General features: G+C 42.4%; 18 protein-coding genes and 1 riboswitch. Of the genes, 4 read left to right on the top strand and 14 right to left on the bottom strand.

The genetic code is table 11. The features are described 5' to 3' along the window. Nucleotides 1-11 precede the first annotated feature (11 nt). Nucleotides 12-2,678 (bottom strand): FtsX-like permease family protein, encoded by a 2,667-nt coding sequence (locus tag IGI49_RS08950; protein ID WP_429964228.1) that lies wholly within the window; start codon nt 2,676-2,678, stop codon nt 12-14. Between the two features lie 9 nt (nt 2,679-2,687). Continuing rightward, nucleotides 2,688-3,389: an ATP-binding cassette domain-containing protein gene (locus tag IGI49_RS08955; protein ID WP_207704820.1), complete on the bottom strand. Its 702-nt coding sequence runs from the start codon at nt 3,387-3,389 to the stop codon at nt 2,688-2,690. 150 nt (nt 3,390-3,539) lie between these two features. On the opposite strand from IGI49_RS08955, the gene IGI49_RS08960 reads away from it, so the two are divergent. Beyond that, nucleotides 3,540-4,088: a TetR/AcrR family transcriptional regulator gene (locus IGI49_RS08960; RefSeq protein WP_429964229.1), complete on the top strand. Its 549-nt coding sequence runs from the start codon at nt 3,540-3,542 to the stop codon at nt 4,086-4,088. Nucleotides 4,089-4,123: 35 nt separating this feature from the next. On the opposite strand, the gene IGI49_RS08965 is transcribed toward IGI49_RS08960, so the two are convergent. From IGI49_RS08965 to IGI49_RS08975, 3 genes are all read right to left on the bottom strand, one after another. Beyond that, the gene (locus tag IGI49_RS08965) at nt 4,124-5,536 is read right to left on the bottom strand and encodes a DUF4767 domain-containing protein (protein ID WP_429964230.1); all 1,413 of its coding nucleotides are present in this window, start codon (nt 5,534-5,536) and stop codon (nt 4,124-4,126) included. Nucleotides 5,537-5,747: 211 nt separating this feature from the next. Further along, nucleotides 5,748-7,091 carry a PFL family protein gene (locus tag IGI49_RS08970; protein ID WP_429964231.1) on the bottom strand — a complete coding sequence of 448 codons (1,344 nt, stop codon included), beginning with the start codon at nt 7,089-7,091 and terminating at the stop codon, nt 5,748-5,750. A gap of 30 nt (nt 7,092-7,121) precedes the next feature. Then, nucleotides 7,122-7,391: an ACT domain-containing protein gene (locus IGI49_RS08975; protein WP_429964232.1), complete on the bottom strand. Its 270-nt coding sequence runs from the start codon at nt 7,389-7,391 to the stop codon at nt 7,122-7,124. A 155-nt stretch (nt 7,392-7,546) separates the two neighbouring features. Between IGI49_RS08975 and nfsA the strand changes: the two genes are divergently transcribed. Continuing rightward, the gene (gene nfsA, locus IGI49_RS08980) at nt 7,547-8,278 is read left to right on the top strand and encodes an oxygen-insensitive NADPH nitroreductase (protein ID WP_429964233.1); all 732 of its coding nucleotides are present in this window, start codon (nt 7,547-7,549) and stop codon (nt 8,276-8,278) included. Here nfsA and IGI49_RS08985 read toward each other — a convergent pair. From IGI49_RS08985 to IGI49_RS09010, 6 genes are all read right to left on the bottom strand, one after another. Next, nucleotides 8,270-8,734, bottom strand: a complete 465-nt coding sequence (locus IGI49_RS08985) for a GNAT family N-acetyltransferase (protein WP_429964234.1) — start codon at nt 8,732-8,734, stop codon at nt 8,270-8,272. The two genes, nfsA and IGI49_RS08985, sit on opposite strands and share 9 nt — an antisense overlap. Nucleotides 8,735-8,741: 7 nt before the next feature. Beyond that, nucleotides 8,742-9,485, bottom strand: a complete 744-nt coding sequence (locus tag IGI49_RS08990; RefSeq protein ID WP_429964235.1) for a cyclase family protein — start codon at nt 9,483-9,485, stop codon at nt 8,742-8,744. A gap of 118 nt (nt 9,486-9,603) precedes the next feature. Continuing rightward, nucleotides 9,604-10,563, bottom strand: a complete 960-nt coding sequence (locus IGI49_RS08995; protein WP_429964236.1) for an NADP-dependent oxidoreductase — start codon at nt 10,561-10,563, stop codon at nt 9,604-9,606. Between the two features lie 62 nt (nt 10,564-10,625). After that, entirely contained in the window at nt 10,626-10,994 is a 369-nt protein-coding gene (locus IGI49_RS09000; RefSeq protein WP_429964237.1) for a DUF1722 domain-containing protein, read from the bottom strand. Then, entirely contained in the window at nt 10,991-11,959 is a 969-nt protein-coding gene (locus tag IGI49_RS09005) for an alpha/beta hydrolase (RefSeq protein ID WP_429964238.1), read from the bottom strand. The genes IGI49_RS09000 and IGI49_RS09005 overlap by 4 nt, the downstream gene beginning before the upstream one ends. 116 nt (nt 11,960-12,075) lie before the next feature. Then, entirely contained in the window at nt 12,076-12,843 is a 768-nt protein-coding gene (locus tag IGI49_RS09010) for a formate/nitrite transporter family protein (protein ID WP_429964239.1), read from the bottom strand. A gap of 221 nt (nt 12,844-13,064) precedes the next feature. Further along, nucleotides 13,065-13,162: riboswitch (THF riboswitch) on the top strand. A 35-nt stretch (nt 13,163-13,197) separates the two neighbouring features. Here IGI49_RS09010 and IGI49_RS09015 point away from each other — a divergent pair. Then, on the top strand, nt 13,198-13,725 hold the full coding sequence (locus IGI49_RS09015; protein ID WP_207704808.1) for a folate family ECF transporter S component: 528 nt from the start codon (nt 13,198-13,200) through the stop codon (nt 13,723-13,725). 95 nt (nt 13,726-13,820) lie between these two features. Here IGI49_RS09015 and efp read toward each other — a convergent pair whose 3' ends face one another. After that, on the bottom strand, nt 13,821-14,384 hold the full coding sequence (efp, locus tag IGI49_RS09020) for an elongation factor P (RefSeq protein ID WP_207704807.1): 564 nt from the start codon (nt 14,382-14,384) through the stop codon (nt 13,821-13,823). Between the two features lie 227 nt (nt 14,385-14,611). On the opposite strand from efp, the gene IGI49_RS09025 reads away from it, so the two are divergent. After that, nucleotides 14,612-16,966 (top strand): cation-translocating P-type ATPase, encoded by a 2,355-nt coding sequence (locus tag IGI49_RS09025; protein ID WP_429964240.1) that lies wholly within the window; start codon nt 14,612-14,614, stop codon nt 16,964-16,966. Nucleotides 16,967-16,983: 17 nt separating this feature from the next. Here the strand turns inward: IGI49_RS09025 and IGI49_RS09030 are convergent, their stop codons facing one another. Together IGI49_RS09030 and IGI49_RS09035 are read right to left on the bottom strand one after the other, a co-directional pair. Next, nucleotides 16,984-17,607 (bottom strand): YczE/YyaS/YitT family protein, encoded by a 624-nt coding sequence (locus IGI49_RS09030; protein ID WP_429964241.1) that lies wholly within the window; start codon nt 17,605-17,607, stop codon nt 16,984-16,986. 198 nt (nt 17,608-17,805) lie between these two features. After that, nucleotides 17,806-18,291, bottom strand: a complete 486-nt coding sequence (locus tag IGI49_RS09035) for an HD domain-containing protein (protein WP_207704804.1) — start codon at nt 18,289-18,291, stop codon at nt 17,806-17,808. Nucleotides 18,292-18,408 lie beyond the last annotated feature (117 nt).

Consider the following 18,408-nt stretch of genomic DNA (forward strand, 5'->3'; position numbering starts at 1 on the left):
AGCGGTAAAAACTATTCATTCGATTTTAATGCGTCAATCATGTTGATATGCTTCAGCTTCACATGCGTAACTGCCATGACAATCAGCGTGAAAACAATCGTTAATCCACCAGAAATTACATAGGCTGTCCAGTGAATCACTAAAGGAAAAATGACATTCTCCATGGAAGCCTGCCGCAGAATAAAGGCTGTCAGCACGATGCCAACACCATAGCCCACCACAATTCCCAGCAGTGTAAAAATGACGTTTTCTCGGAAGATATACATAGTTACTTCTTTGTCGAAGAAGCCCAGCACCTTAATCGTCGACAGTTCACGAATCCGCTCTGAAACATTGATATTGGTTAGGTTATACAATACAACAAAGGCTAACAAACCAGACAACACCACGAAAATCAGTACAATGGCATCCAGATTCGCCATGGAATCTTCTTGCGTCTGAATTTGTTGCGAAACAAACGAGGTATTTACAACTTTCTCACTTGCCAATAACTCCTCAGACAGCTGGTTTTCCTGTTTCTCACTCATGCTTTTTGTTTGCAGGAAAAAAGCATTGGGTTGATAACTGTCATCGGTAATCGTCTGATAGTAATCCTTGGACATATATAAGAAATTACCAAGATAGTTTTCTACGACGTGGCTAATCTTCAGCTTGATCGGCTGCTGTTCACTGTCATAGATAGTCAGACTGTCTCCTTCTTTTAAATCAAAAAGCTCCGCCAGCTTCTCAGTGATAGCCGCACCATGATCATCCAACCTGACTGTTTTCTCTTCCCTATCCTTCAAATGGACATAGTCAGCAAAATCCTTGCTGCTCTGAGGAACCATCATGGTTAGCTGCTGCGTGCCTTGTCCGCTTTGTCGAATTTCAATTGCTTCATTGAAGCTTGGCAGAGAGGCAGTTACCTGTCCTTCTTGATCAAATACCGTTTCAACTGTTTGCCGATCTGCTGGATTATCTGCATCATCGGAGAGCGTAACGATTCCTTGATAATCAATGATTGGGCCAAATTGTTTAGCCGTAACTGAGCTTAATGAATCCTTCAAGCCTACCCCAGCAACCATCAACCCGGCACAACCGGAAATACCAATAATTGCCATGACCATGCGTGATTTATAGCGCAGCAGATTGCGATAGCTGACCTTTTGATTGAAGCTCAGTCGGGACCAGAGTGGTTTGATATACTCTAAGAAAATCCGCTTGCCTGGTTTCGGTGCTTTCGGCTGCAGCAGCTGCGCTGGTTTTTCTCGCAAGTCCTTCATTAAAACTAGTAAGGCTGAGCCCAGACTGGCTAGCACAAAAGCAATTGACGCCTGAATAATCGGGCGAGGCAAATAGTAAATATGGACCTGATCGAAGTTGTATCGTTCACTGGACAAAGCAAAAATAATTCGTGGTAAAGCCTCTGTTCCAATAACACTTCCCAATAAAATCCCAATCGCCGCAGCAGATAATGCATAGATAAAATACTTTTTTGATATTTCAAACTTGCTGTAGCCTAATGCTTTTAAAGTGCCAATCTCCCGGCGGTTTTCTTCGACCATCCGGGTCATGGTGGTGAAGGTAATTAATGCCGCGATGAAGAAAAAGAAGACGGGGAAAACATTGGCAATCGCCGCAATTCGTTCGGACAGATCGCCATATTCCTGAAAGCCAGGATTATCTGAGCGTTGGTGGAAGGAGTAGCTGGGTTCCTTCATATCTGCCAAGGTTTGTTCCTGTTCCTCAATTTTGGATTGAGCCTCCGTCAACTGCTGGCGGTTTTCTGTCAGTTGTGTTTGAGCTGCTGATAATTGCGCCCGTTGTTCAGCTGGCAGTTGTGATGCAAAGGCCTGCTGCTGGTCAAGCTGTGCTTGAGCTTGGTCCAGCTCCGTTAATCCATCACTTACTTTGGTTTTTTCTGGGTCTATTTCAGTCTGCGCGTTGGAACGGATTTCTGCCAGCCGTTCTTGCGGTCGATCAGCAAACAGTGTCTCCAGCTGTTCACTCTTTTCTTTCACCTTATCTTCGTAGTCGCTGCCATAGGTTTCTAAATCCTTCGTTTGCTCAAAGGTGAGATAGAAAATACCGTATACTTCTGATTTAAACTGCTTTTTTGGTATATATGCAAAATAATCAACTTGACCATTGCCAACATTGGAAAGTCCCCGCTCCCCTGTGCTGATGAAGATTGGCGAGTTCGCAAAGCCGACAATTTTATAGCTGGCTTCCTTCAATTGATCCGCATCATTGATTTTATACGTGTCACCAATCTTATAGCCATTGTCTTTAGCTTTAGTATCTAGAATGACTTCGTTGTCTGTCTTGGGCAATCGGCCCTCGGTTACTACTAATTGATTCTGCTTTTGCTGCGGATCGTAGGAGAAGACTTGAACCACTTCGTTTTTATCTGGATCAGCATAAAAGAATTGGTACCCTGGTTCTACATTAGCATCTTTCACTTTTTTAGTTGCAGCTAAATCGTCCTCGGTTAATCCGCCGGTGGAAACTACCTGCAAATCAGATAAGTCGTGACTATCGACATAGCGGCTGGCTGAAGAATTCAGAATGGGACCCGCGGCCTTGATCCCCACAAACAGCATCGTTCCCAGCAAAATAATTAAAATGATCGCGATAAAGCGGCCCTTGGAGTAAGCAATTTCCCGCAGGCTGGCTTTTAAGTAGGTTTTATTTTTCATCGGCAGCACCTACCACGTAATCTCATCAATTGAAATAGGATTTTTGTTCACCTCAACCGAACGAACCTTGGCGTCATTAATCCGGATGACCCGATCGGCCATCGGCGCCAAAGCTGAATTGTGCGTAATAATTAAGACCGTATTGCCTTGCACTCGACTGGCATTCTGCAAAAGCTTTAGAATCTGCTTTCCAGTCTCAAAATCTAGTGCCCCGGTTGGCTCATCACACAAAAGCAGCTTCGGATTCTTGGCTAGTGCTCGAGCGATCGACACCCGCTGCTGTTCCCCGCCGGATAATTGTGCGGGGAAGTTGTTTAGGCGATGATCCAATCCCACCTGCTTTAAGACTTCCTCTGGATCGAGCGCTTTCGGTGAAACCTCCGTGGCCAATTCAACATTTTCTTTCGTTGTTAAGTTCGGTACCAAATTATAAAACTGGAAAACAAAACCCACGTCTTCCCGACGATAGGCGGTCAATTGTTTATCGTTGTACTGAGCAATATCCGTACCGTCGATTAAAATTTTTCCTTCATCTGGTGCATCCATTCCACCTAAAATATTCAGAACAGTTGATTTTCCGGCACCACTGGGACCTAATATGACTGCCAGTTCTCCCTTTTCTATGTTAAAGGATAGGTCGTCATTCGCTGTGATGACCGATTCTCCCATTTGATAACGTTTTGATACATGCTGGACTTCTACATAATTCACCTTATGACCTCCATTAATTGAACAGCTGTTGCTTTTTTAGTCTGTTGTTAGTATACTAGGCAACATTCCAAAGAACAAGAAACAAAACTGAAATGCCTGTCATTAAAGCGACAGTTTTACTTGAAATGTTGAAAGAAAGCAGGAGAAAAGATGGTAGGAATAGCTAATAATCGTCGAACCATTTACACGAAAAATTCCATTCGCGAAGCCTTTTTAACACTATTAACTCAAAAAGATTTAGAAAAAATTACTGTAAAGGAAATTACTCAGCTGGCCGATATTAATCGGGGAACCTTTTATAAATATTACAAGGATGCTTTTGATCTGCTGCAGAAGATTGAAGAAGAAACCACGGAGGATTTGTTGGCGGATATTCAGTTAAATAGTCAGCCGATTGAAAATTGGTTAACCACTTTGCTGCAAAAAATTCAGCAACGGCCAGAGGTACGTATTCTGGTGCTGGGCAATCATCAAAGTAATTTCTTATCGCCCTTGCTGGAGCGAATTAAGCCGGAAGCCTTTCAGCATTTTTCCCAGTATTTTCCAGAGGCTTCAACAGTAGAAAAGGAGCTCTATTTGTCTTACTTTGTCGAAGGCTCAGTAGGTTTAATTGTTCGCTGGTTAAGAGATTATGAAAGTATGAGTGCTGCCGCAATCAGCAAGCTGCTATTGAATGTTTTCAAAACTGAGATCTACTAAAAAACGGCTCCCACTTTGATTGTGGAAAGCCGTTTTTAATTTAACAATTCTTTTAATTTCGCCTGGGCATCAGCATCTTCAGAAACAGCGAAGGTTTTGGTAGGTCCGTATTGTCCTTTAGTCCCGTCATCTTCCAATTCGCCAAATAAGCCAATTGCTTTTTCTTCGACCGGAACGTGAGTATACTCATACACTTTGCCGTTATCACCCAACAAATAGACATGAACGGGCTGACTTTGATCCAGATTAATATAATAGTTCTCAGCAGTACTGCTTCCTTCAGCTTTTTGGTCCAACCCGATTGTGCCATCTAAAGAAGTATAGAACACACAGCCGCCAATAATGTGAATCTTAAAGGCTGCTGCACCGGGATTCCCGTTATCCTGCATTTGCACCTCACCATCCGGTGTCTGGGCATACCAATCTCCCCTGCCAGCTGCTCCGTGAGTAAAGTACCGACTAGAAACCGCCATGCCGCCCATTTCTCCCCGCTGAATCGCCCAGTCTAAAAAGGTTTGATTGATTTCATTCGTTGACAGCTGCTTCTTAGCTTGTCCTGCGGATTGATAACCCTTGGTATTGGCAACAATCGCTGCAAAGCCATTTTTCACATCCTGGTTCTCTGTTTCATCAAAGTACAGCAGATTTTCACTGTTCCCTTGGTTTTGCATTGTTACATAGACCTTAGGCTGCCCATTGTCAATGACAAACAGATAGAGGTGCTTATCCATATAGCCGCTATAAGCAGCATCAGAATAGATTGCTACCAAATATCGTCCCTTTTGACTAGTAACCTCTTTGCTTAAGTTTAGGTTCGCTTTCTTTCCACCGATTGCAGCATGGGCTACAACATCATTTGGAATACTCATTCCATAAAAATCACCGACTACGCCATCAGAATAATTCTCATACTTCTGATCCATGGCAGAACCCCATTGTGCCATGAAGCCTTGCAAGGCTTTGCCTTTTTCAGCATTCCAAAGGCTGCTGCTGACAGCTTGATTAGTCGAGGGCTTGGCAGCTGTAGATTCCTCGGTTGACTCTTCTTCACTGCCCCACTGCTCTCGTTGCTTCGAGCGGGCAGCTTGATAGACCTCTTCCAGCTGCTTATGCACGATAACATCTTTGCTTTTGCGCAAATCTGAAGAGCCTAATTGCTCAATTACCTTGCGATAGTCCTTTTCGTCAATTAATTTATTAACAGCGATCAGTAAATTCACACCAGCCTTGTCATCCTCCACTGGCTGCTTCTCCTGCTTGGTATCTACTGCTAACGCTTTATCATATTCCTTAACTGCATCAGGATACTCTTTTTCCTTTACCAGCTTCTCTGCCTGCTGGATATATTTATCAAATGTTGGATTCTCCTCTGACTCAGCCGGCTTGGCACTGCAGCCAGTCAGGAAAAATACTATTCCCATTAATACAACCATTGTTCGTTTCATCATTATCGCCTCCTCCTCTATTCTCTCAGAAAAGCTGAAGCTTGTCACCGTTCAAATTAGTTGGTTGTTTTAAAGGTACAAAGCATTCGCAACTTGCTAATATTTGGCGGTGAATTAAGTTATGCGGAGGGACTTGCGGGCTTTTATTAGCAATTTTTCTCCATCTTACAAATAAAACAAAAAAAGAAAGCCGCAGAGGGCCTTCTTCGTAAAATTAATTTTTAAAAGAATGGATCGGTGCTGGAATCCGTCCACCACGAGCAACGAAGTCAGCCGAATCAGCTGGATTTACTTTCATTACTGGTGCACGACCTAATAGGCCGCCAAATTCAACCGTGTCACCAATTTTACTGCCGGCTGCTGGAATAATCCGAACTGCAGTTGTTTTATGGTTGATAACACCGATCGCTGCTTCATCCGCAATCATAGCAGAAATGCTGGCAGCTGGTGTATCGCCAGGAATAGCAATCATATCTAAACCAACGGAACAAATAGCCGTCATGGCTTCTAATTTTTCAATATTTAGTGAGCCGTTATTTACCGCATCAATCATGCCGGCATCTTCAGAAACCGGAATGAACGCACCGGATAGTCCGCCAACATGGTTGCAGGCCATCACGCCGCCTTTTTTCACTGCATCATTTAACAATGCCAAAGCAGCAGTAGTCCCATGAGTTCCTACCGTTTCTAAGCCCATTTCTTCTAATACGTGCGCCACAGAATCTCCTACAGCTGGTGTTGGTGCTAAGGATAAGTCAACAATTCCGAATGGAACATCTAAGCGCTCTGACGCCGCACGACCAACTAATTGGCCCATACGAGTAATCTTAAAGGCCGTTTGTTTCACTACTTCAGCAACCACATCAAAGGGTTCACCCTTCACTTTTTCCAATGCACGTTTTACTACACCCGGTCCACTGACACCCACGTTAATTACACAGTCTGCTTCTCCAACACCGTGGAAAGCACCTGCCATAAATGGATTGTCTTCTACCGCATTAGCAAAGACGACTAATTTGGCACAGCCTAGTTCAGAAGCGGCTGCGGTTTCTTTAATGATTTCACCCATGTGTCTGACAGCATCCATGTTGATTCCGGCTTTAGTCGAACCGATGTTAACGGATGAGCAGACAAAGTCTGTTTCAGCCAGCGCTTGAGGAATGGAATCAATCAAAATTTTGTCGCCTTTTTGATAGCCTTTTTCAACTAAGGCTGAGAATCCGCCGATAAAATCAACGCCGACTTCCTTCGCTGCCCGGTCTAACGTTTTCGCATACTTCACATAATCCGTGTCATCACTAGCTGCTGCAATGATAGCGATTGGTGTAACTGAAATTCGTTTATTGATAATCGGAATCCCGTACTCAGACTCAATTGCCTGACCGACCTGTACTAAATTTTTCGCTTTAGTGGTAATTTTTTGATAGATTTTTTCGCAGGCTTTTTCACTGTCGCTATCGATACAATCCAACAATGAAATACCCATCGTAATCGTACGAATGTCTAGATTTTCTTCTTCAATCATTCGGATGGTTTCTAGTATTTGATTGGTTTCCATGTCGCCCTCCTGTTTTGGTTAAAAAATTTCCTATAACTTGTGCATGGTGTCGAAAATTTCTTGGTTTTGCACGCTGATTTTTACCCCTAGCTCTTTGCCTAATTGATTAAGCTCTTCACGAATATCATCAAATTCTTTGTTGGCATTCGTTAAATTAGTCAACATCATCATAGTAAAATAGTCATCCATGATCGTTTGAGACACATCTAAAATATTCACTTCAAGCTCAGCCAATTTTTGGCTGACACCTGCAATAATTCCTACTTTGTCTTTTCCAATAACGGTTACGATGCCGCGCATAATAATCCCTCCAAATTGATTTTTCTCATTATAGCACAATCTTTAGAAAGAGATGAGGGAATCGTGAATCTTTTTTCATATAATTTACAGGAATGTTCGCCTTTTACATTTTCATTCAGCTGTTTTATCATGAAGAAAAGAATGGAGGTCCTACAATGGATTTACTCGATCAATTAATGAACCATACATCGGTTCGCAAGTTCACCAAAGAGAAACTATCATCAGCAATTAAGAAGCAATTGGTATTGTCTGCTCAAAGCGGCAGCAGCTCCAATTTTATTCAGTCTTATTCCATTATTGAAGTAACTGATCCGCAAAAACTGGAAATCATTGAAGGCCTATCTAACTGCTTTGGCTATGTTAAGGATGCAGGTGCCTTTTATGTTTTTATAGCTGATTTAAATAAGCATGCTCAGATCTTAACCCAGCAGGATCATTCTTTAGCAGCCTTAAAAAATGAGGAAGCCTTCACCGTTTCGGTTGTAGATACAACGATTGCTGCTCAAACATTGAGTGTTTATGCTGAATCTCTAGGCTTAGGAATTTGCTACATCGGTGGGATTCGCAACGATTTGTTTAAAATGGCCGAGCTACTTGAGCTGCCTGAATATACTTTCCCATTGTTTGGCCTGTCAGTAGGCTATCCGGCTGAAAAAAATGAAGTGAAGCCGCGTTTGCCGCTGCAGGATATTCAGCACGTTGATCGTTATCAGCCGATGACTGAGGAACGTATTTCAGCCTACGACCACCTCATGCAAGACTATTATGGGCAACGGTCATCTAACTCAGCAGATGCTGACTGGTCAAGAAAAATGTTGGCTCACTTTTATGAACCACGCCGTCCACAAACAAAAGAATTCCTAAAAAAACAAGGCTTTTTATTCTAAGCCTTGTTTTTTTACGCTGTATTTCATGGGAATAAAGCGAATCCCATTTACTACTTGTTCTTCTGAAGTTTCCTCAAAGCCTAACCGCTGATATACGGAAAGCGCATAGGGGGAGGAATTGACAGTAACTGCTGGCTCGCCTATGGTTGAAAGCGCCGTCTGAGATAACTTTCTGGCAATTCCTTGTCGATGATAGGCCGATTCCACAAATAACAATGAAATATGAGCTGGCAGCCGCACACCAATGACGCCCACTATTTTCTCATCCTGGTGATAGCCCCACAATTTCAATTCTTTTGCTTTTATCCGCTGCTGCATTGCATCAAAAGCCACGTATTCTTTGAACTCCTGAACACCTTCTATCGAATATTCTGGGGCCTCAAATTGAGTAAATACCTGCCATACAACTGCTAAAGCTTCCTTCAATTCATGATCAGTCGTCAGTACCTTAATCATCTTTCACCTATTCCGCAGGTACAATTGCAAAGGCACGAATTGTGAAGCCAGGCGCTCCCTTAATTTTAGGAACACCTAGAAAAATCGCTCCACCTATTGCCGGAACATCAGTTAAATTGGTTAAGACCTCCACCTGGAATTTATTTTGCGATAACCAATAGAATTCACCGATCAAGCCACCATTTTTGGTGCAATCCATCGAAGTATCGGTATCCAATGTTTCATGTCCAATCGCCGTTACGTTACGCTCTTCGTGTAAAAACTTCAAAGCTTCCAATGACCAGCCCGGCGTATGGGCTTGACCGTTCTCATCAACATTGTAATAAGAAGCATGCTCGTTCCATCGTTTTGACCATCCACTAGCAAAGGCTACAAAGCTGCCTGCTGGAATCTCCCCATGCTCCTGCTCAAACGCTTCGATATCAGCAACTGTTAGACAATAATCTGGATTCTTTGCTACGGCTGCTTCTTTGTGCAAAACAACCAACGGCAGAATAAATTCCTGCATATCCAATTGCTCTAAATGATCCTTGCCTGCTGCAAAGTGAATCGGGGCGTCAATATGCGTCCCATATTGTGTGACCACATGGTATTCTTTGGCGTAAAAGCCATCATTTTCCAACGTACATAACGTCTCTTCACTTAGTGGCTTAAAGGCTTGGAAATAAGGAATTTCAGCTGAAACAGTATGGGTTAAGTCAATCCATTTTTGCTGCTGCAAAAAGGCAATACTTTCGGTAATCTTACTCATGGCACAACCTCCAACATTTTATTTTAACGATACAAACAAAAGCTGAAGCTGTCAATAGCGATAAAAAAAGAAGACCATTTTAACATGATCTTCTCAACAGCCACTTTTATTATACAAATTAATTGGCATTGCTAGTATTTGTCAGAACAATTTTCCCTTGTGCATGATGTGTTTCACTTAATTGATGGGCTTCTTTTACACCTTCAGCTGTTAATGGGAAGGTTTCTCCCATGACACTTTTCACTTCTCCAGATTGCAGCCATTCAGCCAGCTGCTGTAATTGGCCGCCGTCAGGATTTAACCAAATGCTTTTGGCCAATAAGATATTGTATTCTTTGGCTAATTCCAAAACCGGCGTGCCCACAATGGAAATCAAACGGCCGCTTTCTGGTTTCAAAACCTTAAAACTCTTCGCTTGAATTTCACCGCCCATTGTATCAAAGACTAAATCAATATCCGTTAACACGTCTGAAAAGTCAGTGGTGTGGTAATCAATTACCTGATCCGCACCTAATTCCTTCAGCCATTCATGATTTTTCGCACTAGCCGTAGTAATAACCTCAGCTCCTGCATTTTTAGCCAACTGAATAGCAAACATGCCGACTCCACCAGCCCCAGCATGGATTAAGACCTTTTCACCAGCCTTTAAATGACCATGAGTGAATAACGCTTGGTAAGCAGTCAAGCCTGCTAAAGGAACTGCCGCTGCAGCTTCAAAGGAGATATTCTCAGGTTTTTTAGCCAATAAATGATCGTCAACGATCGTGTAGTCCGCATAGGTTCCAAAACGGGTCGTTTCTGGTCGGGCGAAGACTTGATCGCCGACCTGCCAGTTAGTTACTTGGTCGCCGACTTCCACGATTTCTCCAGCAACATCCCAACCTAAAATAATCGGGAAATCCCAAGGCATCATTTGACTTAAATAACCTTCTCGCAGCTTCCAATCAATTGGATTCACTGAAGTGGCTTTAACCTTCACGACTACTTGATTTACTTCTAACTCTGGCAGTTCCACTGTTTCCTCCACTAATTGGTCGGCCCCGCCGTATTGATTTATCACAATTGCTCTAGTTTTCATACATTTATCCCTCCGTCGCTCTCATTATAGAAGGTTTGTAGGAAAGAAGAAAACAATCTGCTTTAGTTGAATAATTTAGAGTCAGCAAGGTATTGATTGGGATATTTTTCGTTTAAATAGATTAAATAAGGCAATGCATCATCCTGTGTTTCATTGATTGCGACCAGCTTCTGGTAAAAAGCTACTCGTTCATCTGGGGTAGCTTGCTTCTTAAAATAGCCCCACACATGTTCATAGGCATTGCGCATCGCCTTCGGGTTAGTGGGAAACTCCTGGACTTTTTGCAGACTGGTGAGGAAGACTTTTTCTTTCTCTTCATTCCATTGGTTTCCTGAGAAAAGCTGCCGTAAATTTAAATATTCCGCCTGCGAGCGCGCCATCACATAGTATTTCCAGCGCGCCCATTCCTTTTGCGCTTCCCTCTGGTTCATCTCTTCACCTGCTTGGCAAAATAATGTTTGCAGGCATAAATATAATTCTCAATGAAGAAATCAAAGGCCTCTTCAGAGATCGCCGTATCAGGTTTCACCTGTGAAAAGCCATGATAAGCACCTGAAAAAATCTTCAAAGCAACTGGAATACTGGCCGCCTTCAACTGATTGACATACTGCAACGTTTCATCATAAAAAGGCTCGATATCCCCTACATAGGTAACCGCTGGTGGCAGTCCTGTGTAGTCCTTGGCTCGCGCAGGTGCAGCATAACTAGGAATTTCAGGGGATTTTTTCAGGTTACCTAAGTATAAATCCCAAGCAATTCGGTTGGCGCGACTGTTCCAGACTGGCGCATGATTATCCTTAGCAGAAGCGGTCTGCATACGATCATCCAGCATGGGATACAACGGCATCTGATAAGCAATGCTTACCTCCTGCTTGTCGCGAGCCAGCATGGTTAGTGCAACTGTCAATCCACCGCCTGCACTGTTGCCGCCTACCATCAACTGATCTAAACGGCAGCCAAGACTCTCGCCATTTTCCTTTAACCATTTTAAAGCTAAATAGCAGTCATCAATTGCAGCTGGATACGGAGCATCTACACTTCTTCGATAATCTGGTGCAACAATAACACAAGGATTTGCAGCTATCAAAGCTTCATAGGTTCGTTCATCTAATTCTGGGATTCCCATGGAATAACCACCCCCATGCAGCCAAACAATACCCGGAATATTTTCGGAAACTTGCTTAGATCGGTAGATGCAGATACGCAGCTGGCTGCCATCCGCTCGCGGAATAAAGCGCTCCTCATAGCGAAGCGTGGGACTTTTCACTTGGCTGCCAATGGACGAATAAAGAAAGCGATTCGCCATTTTTGACAGGTTTTTACTATATAAGTAGGGGAACAACTTGAACAAAACGTTCCCTCGTAATTCTGCGGCAATTTCATTTGAACGGGTCATATTTCCCCTCCTCTTTTTTCTTAGAGTAGCATATTTCGTTTAACCGCAAAAGCCAAAGCTGGCAGATATTAAAATTGAAATAAGGAGCAAGAGATCCCTTGCCCCTCAGTTATCGATTAATGATGCCCGTTCAAATAGCTCATAAAATACGGCAGCGATACAAAACCAACACCACCGACAATATTGCCGAGATAAACTGGAAGAATATTGCCAAAAAAATCGCCCAAGCTTGCATAGCCTTCAAGCATTGCATCTGTTAAAACAAACATGTTCGCCACACTATGCTGAAAGCCCAACAAGACAAAAACCATAATCGGGAACCAAATTCCTAAAATTTTGCCGGCGGAATCCTTGCAGCCATAGCTTAGCCAGACTCCTAAACCAACGAACCAGTTACAGCCAATCCCTGATACAAAAGCCTGCAATGGTGTTGCGGCTAACTTAGCTTCGGCAACCACCTTAATTTCATGCAAATAGGCACCACTGCTGGTTAAGCCTACTAGATGTCCAAAGAAATAGGCGACAAACACTGCTCCTAAAAAGTTAGCAAAAGTAATAATCGCCCAATTCTTAATGACTGCCCGTCCGCTAACTTGTTTATTCAGCCATGCAATCGAAACGGCCACCATGTTGCCAGTTACTAATTCGCCGCCCGCTAACAAAATGACTACTAGTCCAATAGGAAAAACCGAAGCCCCTAGAAGCGTTCCTAAAAAAAGCAGCTCCTCCGGGGTGATTGCTACTATCTTCATGTAGCCTAAATACCCTAACGAAATCATTGCTCCGCCAATAAAACCTAAAATGAGCTGTGGGATCAATGATTTTCTGGTTTTTTCTACTCCTTTTGCTACACAAATCTCTGCTGTTTCTGTCGGTGAATACATGCGTCTACTCCTTCGTTTGTCGAATTAATTTTCACACTTGCATAGTCAAAGAGCTGGCTATCCAGGTCTTTGTGAATTATTTATCATAACTTCTCTTATTTTATAAGAAAACAGACCATATTGAAAGTTTTTCTTTTGTCTTTCTGAAAAAGGAAAACCGGGTTTGATTGCGCTTGGCAGGTATTTATGATACGCTTTAGCGGGGTTTTCCCCGAATAATAATCAGAGTAGAGAATAAAGCGTTAAGTGCCGGAAGGATGGGATGTTGCCTGCTGGACGAAAGACTTCGGTCTGCGGTTTTATTTTCGCATTCGCTGCATGAAGATGTAGCAGCTCTTAAAGGAGATGCTAGAAATGAAGAAAAAACTGGATGCTAGAAGCATCACCACCATGGCATTACTGATTGCCCTGATGGTTACACTGTCTCGCGTATTAGGTATTGAGACACAATTTTTGAAGGTGAGCTTCACCTTTGTCCCAGAGATCATTATGGGAATGCTTTTTGGTCCTCTCTGGACAGGAGTGGGATCGGTTGTTGCTGATTTTATCGGCATGGCTTTACTGCCAAAAGCACCTTTTTTCATCGGCTTTACGATTAATGCCTTTGTATCAGGTGCCATCTACGGCTTTTTCTTTTATAAAAAAGAGATTACCTGGAAGAATTCTATCCAGTCCGTCGTAGTTAACACGATTGTGATCAATCTAATTTTAACCCCACTATGGCTGGCGATTATGTACAATGTTCCGTTAAACAGCTGGATCATTTGGGCGCCGCGCCTAATAAAAACCATTATTTGGGTTCCAATCCAAAGCATCCTGACTTACTTCTTAGGGAGTGTCTTGCCTTACAAACGTTGGGTTGCCCAATTTAATACACATTAAAATGAAGGATCAGCCATCCAATCCCGGTGGCTGATCCTTTTACCTTATAAAAGGAGGACTCAACTGCACACAGCATTCGAGTCCCCCTTTTTTTATTATTTGCCTGCGCGTTTTGCGTAAGTACCTTCTTGTGTATTGATTTCTAATAATTCTCCTGCTTCAACAAAGTCAGGAACGTTGACTACTAAGCCAGTTTCCATCGTTGCTGGTTTGCCAGAGCCGGTAACCGTTGCTCCTTTGATTGAAGGTTGGGTTTCAACCACTCGCAGGATAACTGAAGTAGGCAAGGTTACACCAATCACTTCGGAACCAAAGAATTGGATTTTCACTTCCATGTTTTCCAACAAATATTTCATTTCCTCTTCAATTGAAGAAACTGGTAATTCGTATTGTTCGTAAGTTTCCAAATCCATAAAGACTGCCATGTCGTCTTGACTGTAAAGATACTGAACTGGTTTTGTTTCCATCATTGCTTTTTCGAACTTTTCATCGGGACGCAATGTAGTATCATACGTAGCACCTGTACGAACATCGCGCAATTTCATGCGCATAACAGTATTTCCTTTACCAGGTTTATGATGGCTGGCTTCTAATACTTTAATTAATTTGCCGTCTTGAACAAAGGTCATACCGGCACGTAAATCGCTTGCTGAGATCATTAAAAAACACTCCTTCTTCGATAATTACACCTCGTTTATTGTAGCAAATATGTCCCTGACTTACTAGGCATAAATCCGTTTTCTTTTTAAAAGAACCTTTAAGTCTGAAAGAGCAAGAAATAATTTCCATACATTTACATTTGGTCCTTTAAAATTTTCATAAAAAACGATTGTTTCACCTTATTTCCTCAATCTGCCTTTTTATTTTATGCTATCTTGAATGCTGTATGAGATTTTTACGGAAAGCGGGAAATGTTGTGAAGCAAACGGGACTAACTGAAAACGAAGTACAGCAGCGTAAATCGCAGGGGCTGCAAAACAACTATGAGGAAAACGCCACAAAATCGACTAAGGCGATCCTCTACGATAATATCGTCACCCTTTTTAACTTTTTAAACTTGATTATTGGTATCTGCCTGTTTCTAGTAGGTGCCTACACCAACATGTTCTATTTAGTCATTATTTTAACCAATATTTGTATCGGGATTTATCAAGAAATTCATGCTCGGAATTTGGTGCAGAAGCTGTCGATTGTTAACCAACAAAAGGTTAAGGTCCTTCGTGATGGCAAGGAGCAGGCGATCAACCCTACAGAGCTCGTAATGGATGATACTGTGATTATGCATGCCGGCGAACAAATCGCTGCTGATATGAATGTTCTATCTGGCTTTGCTGAAGTAAATGAAGCCATGCTAACTGGTGAATCTGATTTGATCAGCAAAACGGCCGGCAATGAGTTACTATCTGGCAGCTTTTTAACCAGTGGAGAGGTCGTTGCAAAAGTTGTCCGCGTTGGTGCTGATAATTACGCAACGAAACTAGCCAGCGAAGCGAAAGTGCACAAGCCCTTCAACTCAGAATTGGTTCGAGCAATACGCAAGGTGTCTAAATTTACCAGTTTCATTATTATTCCGTTTGGGATTTTACTATTTCTGGAAGCTTTCTTTTTCCGCACAAGCGGTATCAAAACATCTGTAGTCGTTTCAGCAGCTGCTGTTTTAGGTATGCTGCCAAAGGGATTAGTCCTTTTAATCAGCATCGCCTTAACAACGGGTGTAACAAAGCTGGCGAAAAAACGCATTTTAGTTCAAGATATGTACTCAATTGAAACGCTCGCTCATGTCGATACACTTTGTTTAGACAAAACCGGAACAATCACTGAAGGAAACATGCGGGTAACAAATATTCACCCAATTTCCAATGATATCGATGTTCAGTCGCTATTAGGCAGCTACTTAGCACAAAGTACCGACAACAACGTAACCATGCAAGCTTTGCGGGATTACTTCCCAGAGACTGACCGTTACGCTAGTTTAGATGTCTTGCCCTTCTCTTCCGATCGTAAGTGGGGTGCAATGGCTTTAGAAGACTTCGGTGTGGTTTATCTTGGAGCTCCTGAAAAGTTAATTGCTGCTGAGGCTTTACCAGCCCAAGTCGCTCTTGCTCAGGAAGAAGGCTTGCGCGTGTTGCTGCTGGCCGTTGGACCTGGCAGCAAGGTACCTGAAGAAAAAGAAAACTTAACAGCCTTAGCTGTGATTGAAATTGAAGATGTCATTCGTCGGAATGCTGAAGAAACGTTGGCGTACTTGTATAACGAGGGTGTGGAACTGAAGGTAATCTCTGGGGATAATCCAATCACCGTTTCCAACATTGCTCGTCGGGCTGGTCTGCCCAACTTTGAACGTTACATTGATTTAGCAACCTGTGAAACTGACCAACAAGTGATTGATGCTGCACAGCAGTATACCGTTTTTGGTCGAGTAGCACCTCATCAGAAAAAATTGCTGGTTCAATCGTTGAAAAATGCGGGTCGGACAGTTGCCATGACTGGTGATGGCGTAAATGATATTTTGGCTCTTCGTGAAGCAGATGTCAGTATTGCTATGGCGGACGGCGACGATGCCACTCGTCAAATTGCTAACTTAGTTTTACTTGATTCTGACTTTACCTCATTGCCAGAAGTTGTCTTTGAAGGTCGTCGCGTAGTAAATAATGTTACCAAAGTATCAGGCATCTTTTTTATCAAAACAATTTATTCGTTCTTATTGTCAGTCATTTGCTTGCTAACAGCTACTGCATTTCCCTTCATTCCAATTCAGATTACCTTGATTGACTTGGCAATTGAAGGCTACCCTTCCTTCTTCTTATCCTTTGAAGGAAACAAGGAACGGATCAAAGGAAAATTCCTGCCAACAGCATTACGGGCGGCCGTTCCCAATGCTTTACTAGTTGTTGTGAATGTATTGGTTGTCTCATTACTTGCTCGGAATAACAACTGGGCTCACATGGACACAACCACTTTAATGTATTATCTATTGATTGGTATTAGCTGTCTAGCAGTGATCAAAGCTTGCCTGCCGCTGAATCCTTTACGTATCTTTTTGATCGTAACAACTGTTGGAGGGATTTATGTAGCTGCGATGCTTTTCCATTCTATTTTAGAAATCGGGCTGTTAAATGCCGGTTCATTTGCTATCTTTATCGGCATGATGATTCTAAATGCTGTCGGATATATTTTCCTATCAAAAACCTTGCCCCATCCTGCGGCTAATAAACAAGCTGGCGCAAAATTCTTTCATTAGAATTTTGCACCAGCTTTTTAATTGACTTTTCGCGTACGAAAAATTCGCCATTTAGGCAAATAATTCAAGGTCAGCTCCAGCGATGGTCCCATCAAAACTAAAACAATCACTGTCCCAAAACCAATTGTACCGCCTAGCAGAAAACCTGCTAGAAAGAAGCTGCCATCCAGAATGATCCTAGCGGTTTTCACTGACACCTTAAGTATCCGCTGCAGAACAATCATTAAGCTCTCATAAGCAGCTGACCCTGCATTTGCCAAAAGATAAATCCCCGTTCCCACACCAAACACGACAGTTCCTACCACCACTGAGGGATAGTTTAATACTTCGGGGATTGTGTGCAGCAAACCGAGTGAATCTATTAAATTCAAACACAAGCCTACTCCAAAACCATTGATAACGCTACCAATACCAACCATGCTGCGATCATAGAAAAAGATGATGACTAACACGATGGCGTTAAATAGCAAGCTGATTGTACCAAAGCGTAGTGGGATATGCTGCAGGAGTCCTAACACCAAAGTGCTGATTGCATCTGCCCCTAATCCGCTGACTACAATCAAGCGAATACCTAGTGCCGCGATAAAGGTACCAAATAAAGCTAACGTAAACTGTTTTACTAAATTGTCTTTTCCAATCAAATTTATCTTCCTCGCTCACATCTATTGTGGGGATAAGGTGTCGTTTACTTATAACTCACCTCTTTTATTGTAGCCGGAAGCTTTACTCTCCGTCAACTTTTACACTTGAAAAGTAAGAAACTATTTTTATGTAGTTATCGTTCTTTTGGATACTGCGAAGAGCAGAACCAACAAAAAAAGAGCCTAGTTGCTAGGCTCTTAGATAACTTCTTTTTTCACACGTCTTTTGTTCAAACGTGCAGTAAGTGGTGCTGCTGCTTCTTTGATCGCGCAATATTTGTCGACCATTGTCACAATGTAGCCCTCTTTGTATTTAGGTGGTGTAATAGTTGCACCCCACATATGTTTGATAATAATGTCACGCTCTAGTGCAGATAATTCAGTAATCTTTTCTGCATTCTTTACTGCAATACGTGGATGCATGTAAGCGTGAGACCCTTCATCAAACTTAGTTGTGTGCCAATCGTAATAAAACAAATCGTGTAATAGTCCCGCGCGAGCTGTTGCCTTCGCGTTGCCATTCAAACGTTTTGCTAATTTATAGCTATTATAAGAGACACTAATTGAGTGCTCCAAGCGTGTTGAATTCATGTGTTGGGTGTAATTTGCCAATCTTTGTACTTCTTTGGTAGCTAGCAGATCTTCAACATAGGACATATACTCTTTATCATCTTGCCAATTCATCTGATGCAAAGCCCCTTTTCTTTCGTATCTGTTTAGTAGTATAACACGCTTTCAGATAAGAAAAAAGGTGAGTTACTTTACTTATACCGAACTTTAAAGGAACCTTAATAAGCCTGA

This window comes from Enterococcus sp. AZ071 (genome assembly GCF_050499065.1).
Taxonomy (GTDB): domain Bacteria; phylum Bacillota; class Bacilli; order Lactobacillales; family Enterococcaceae; genus Enterococcus_A; species Enterococcus_A ferrettii.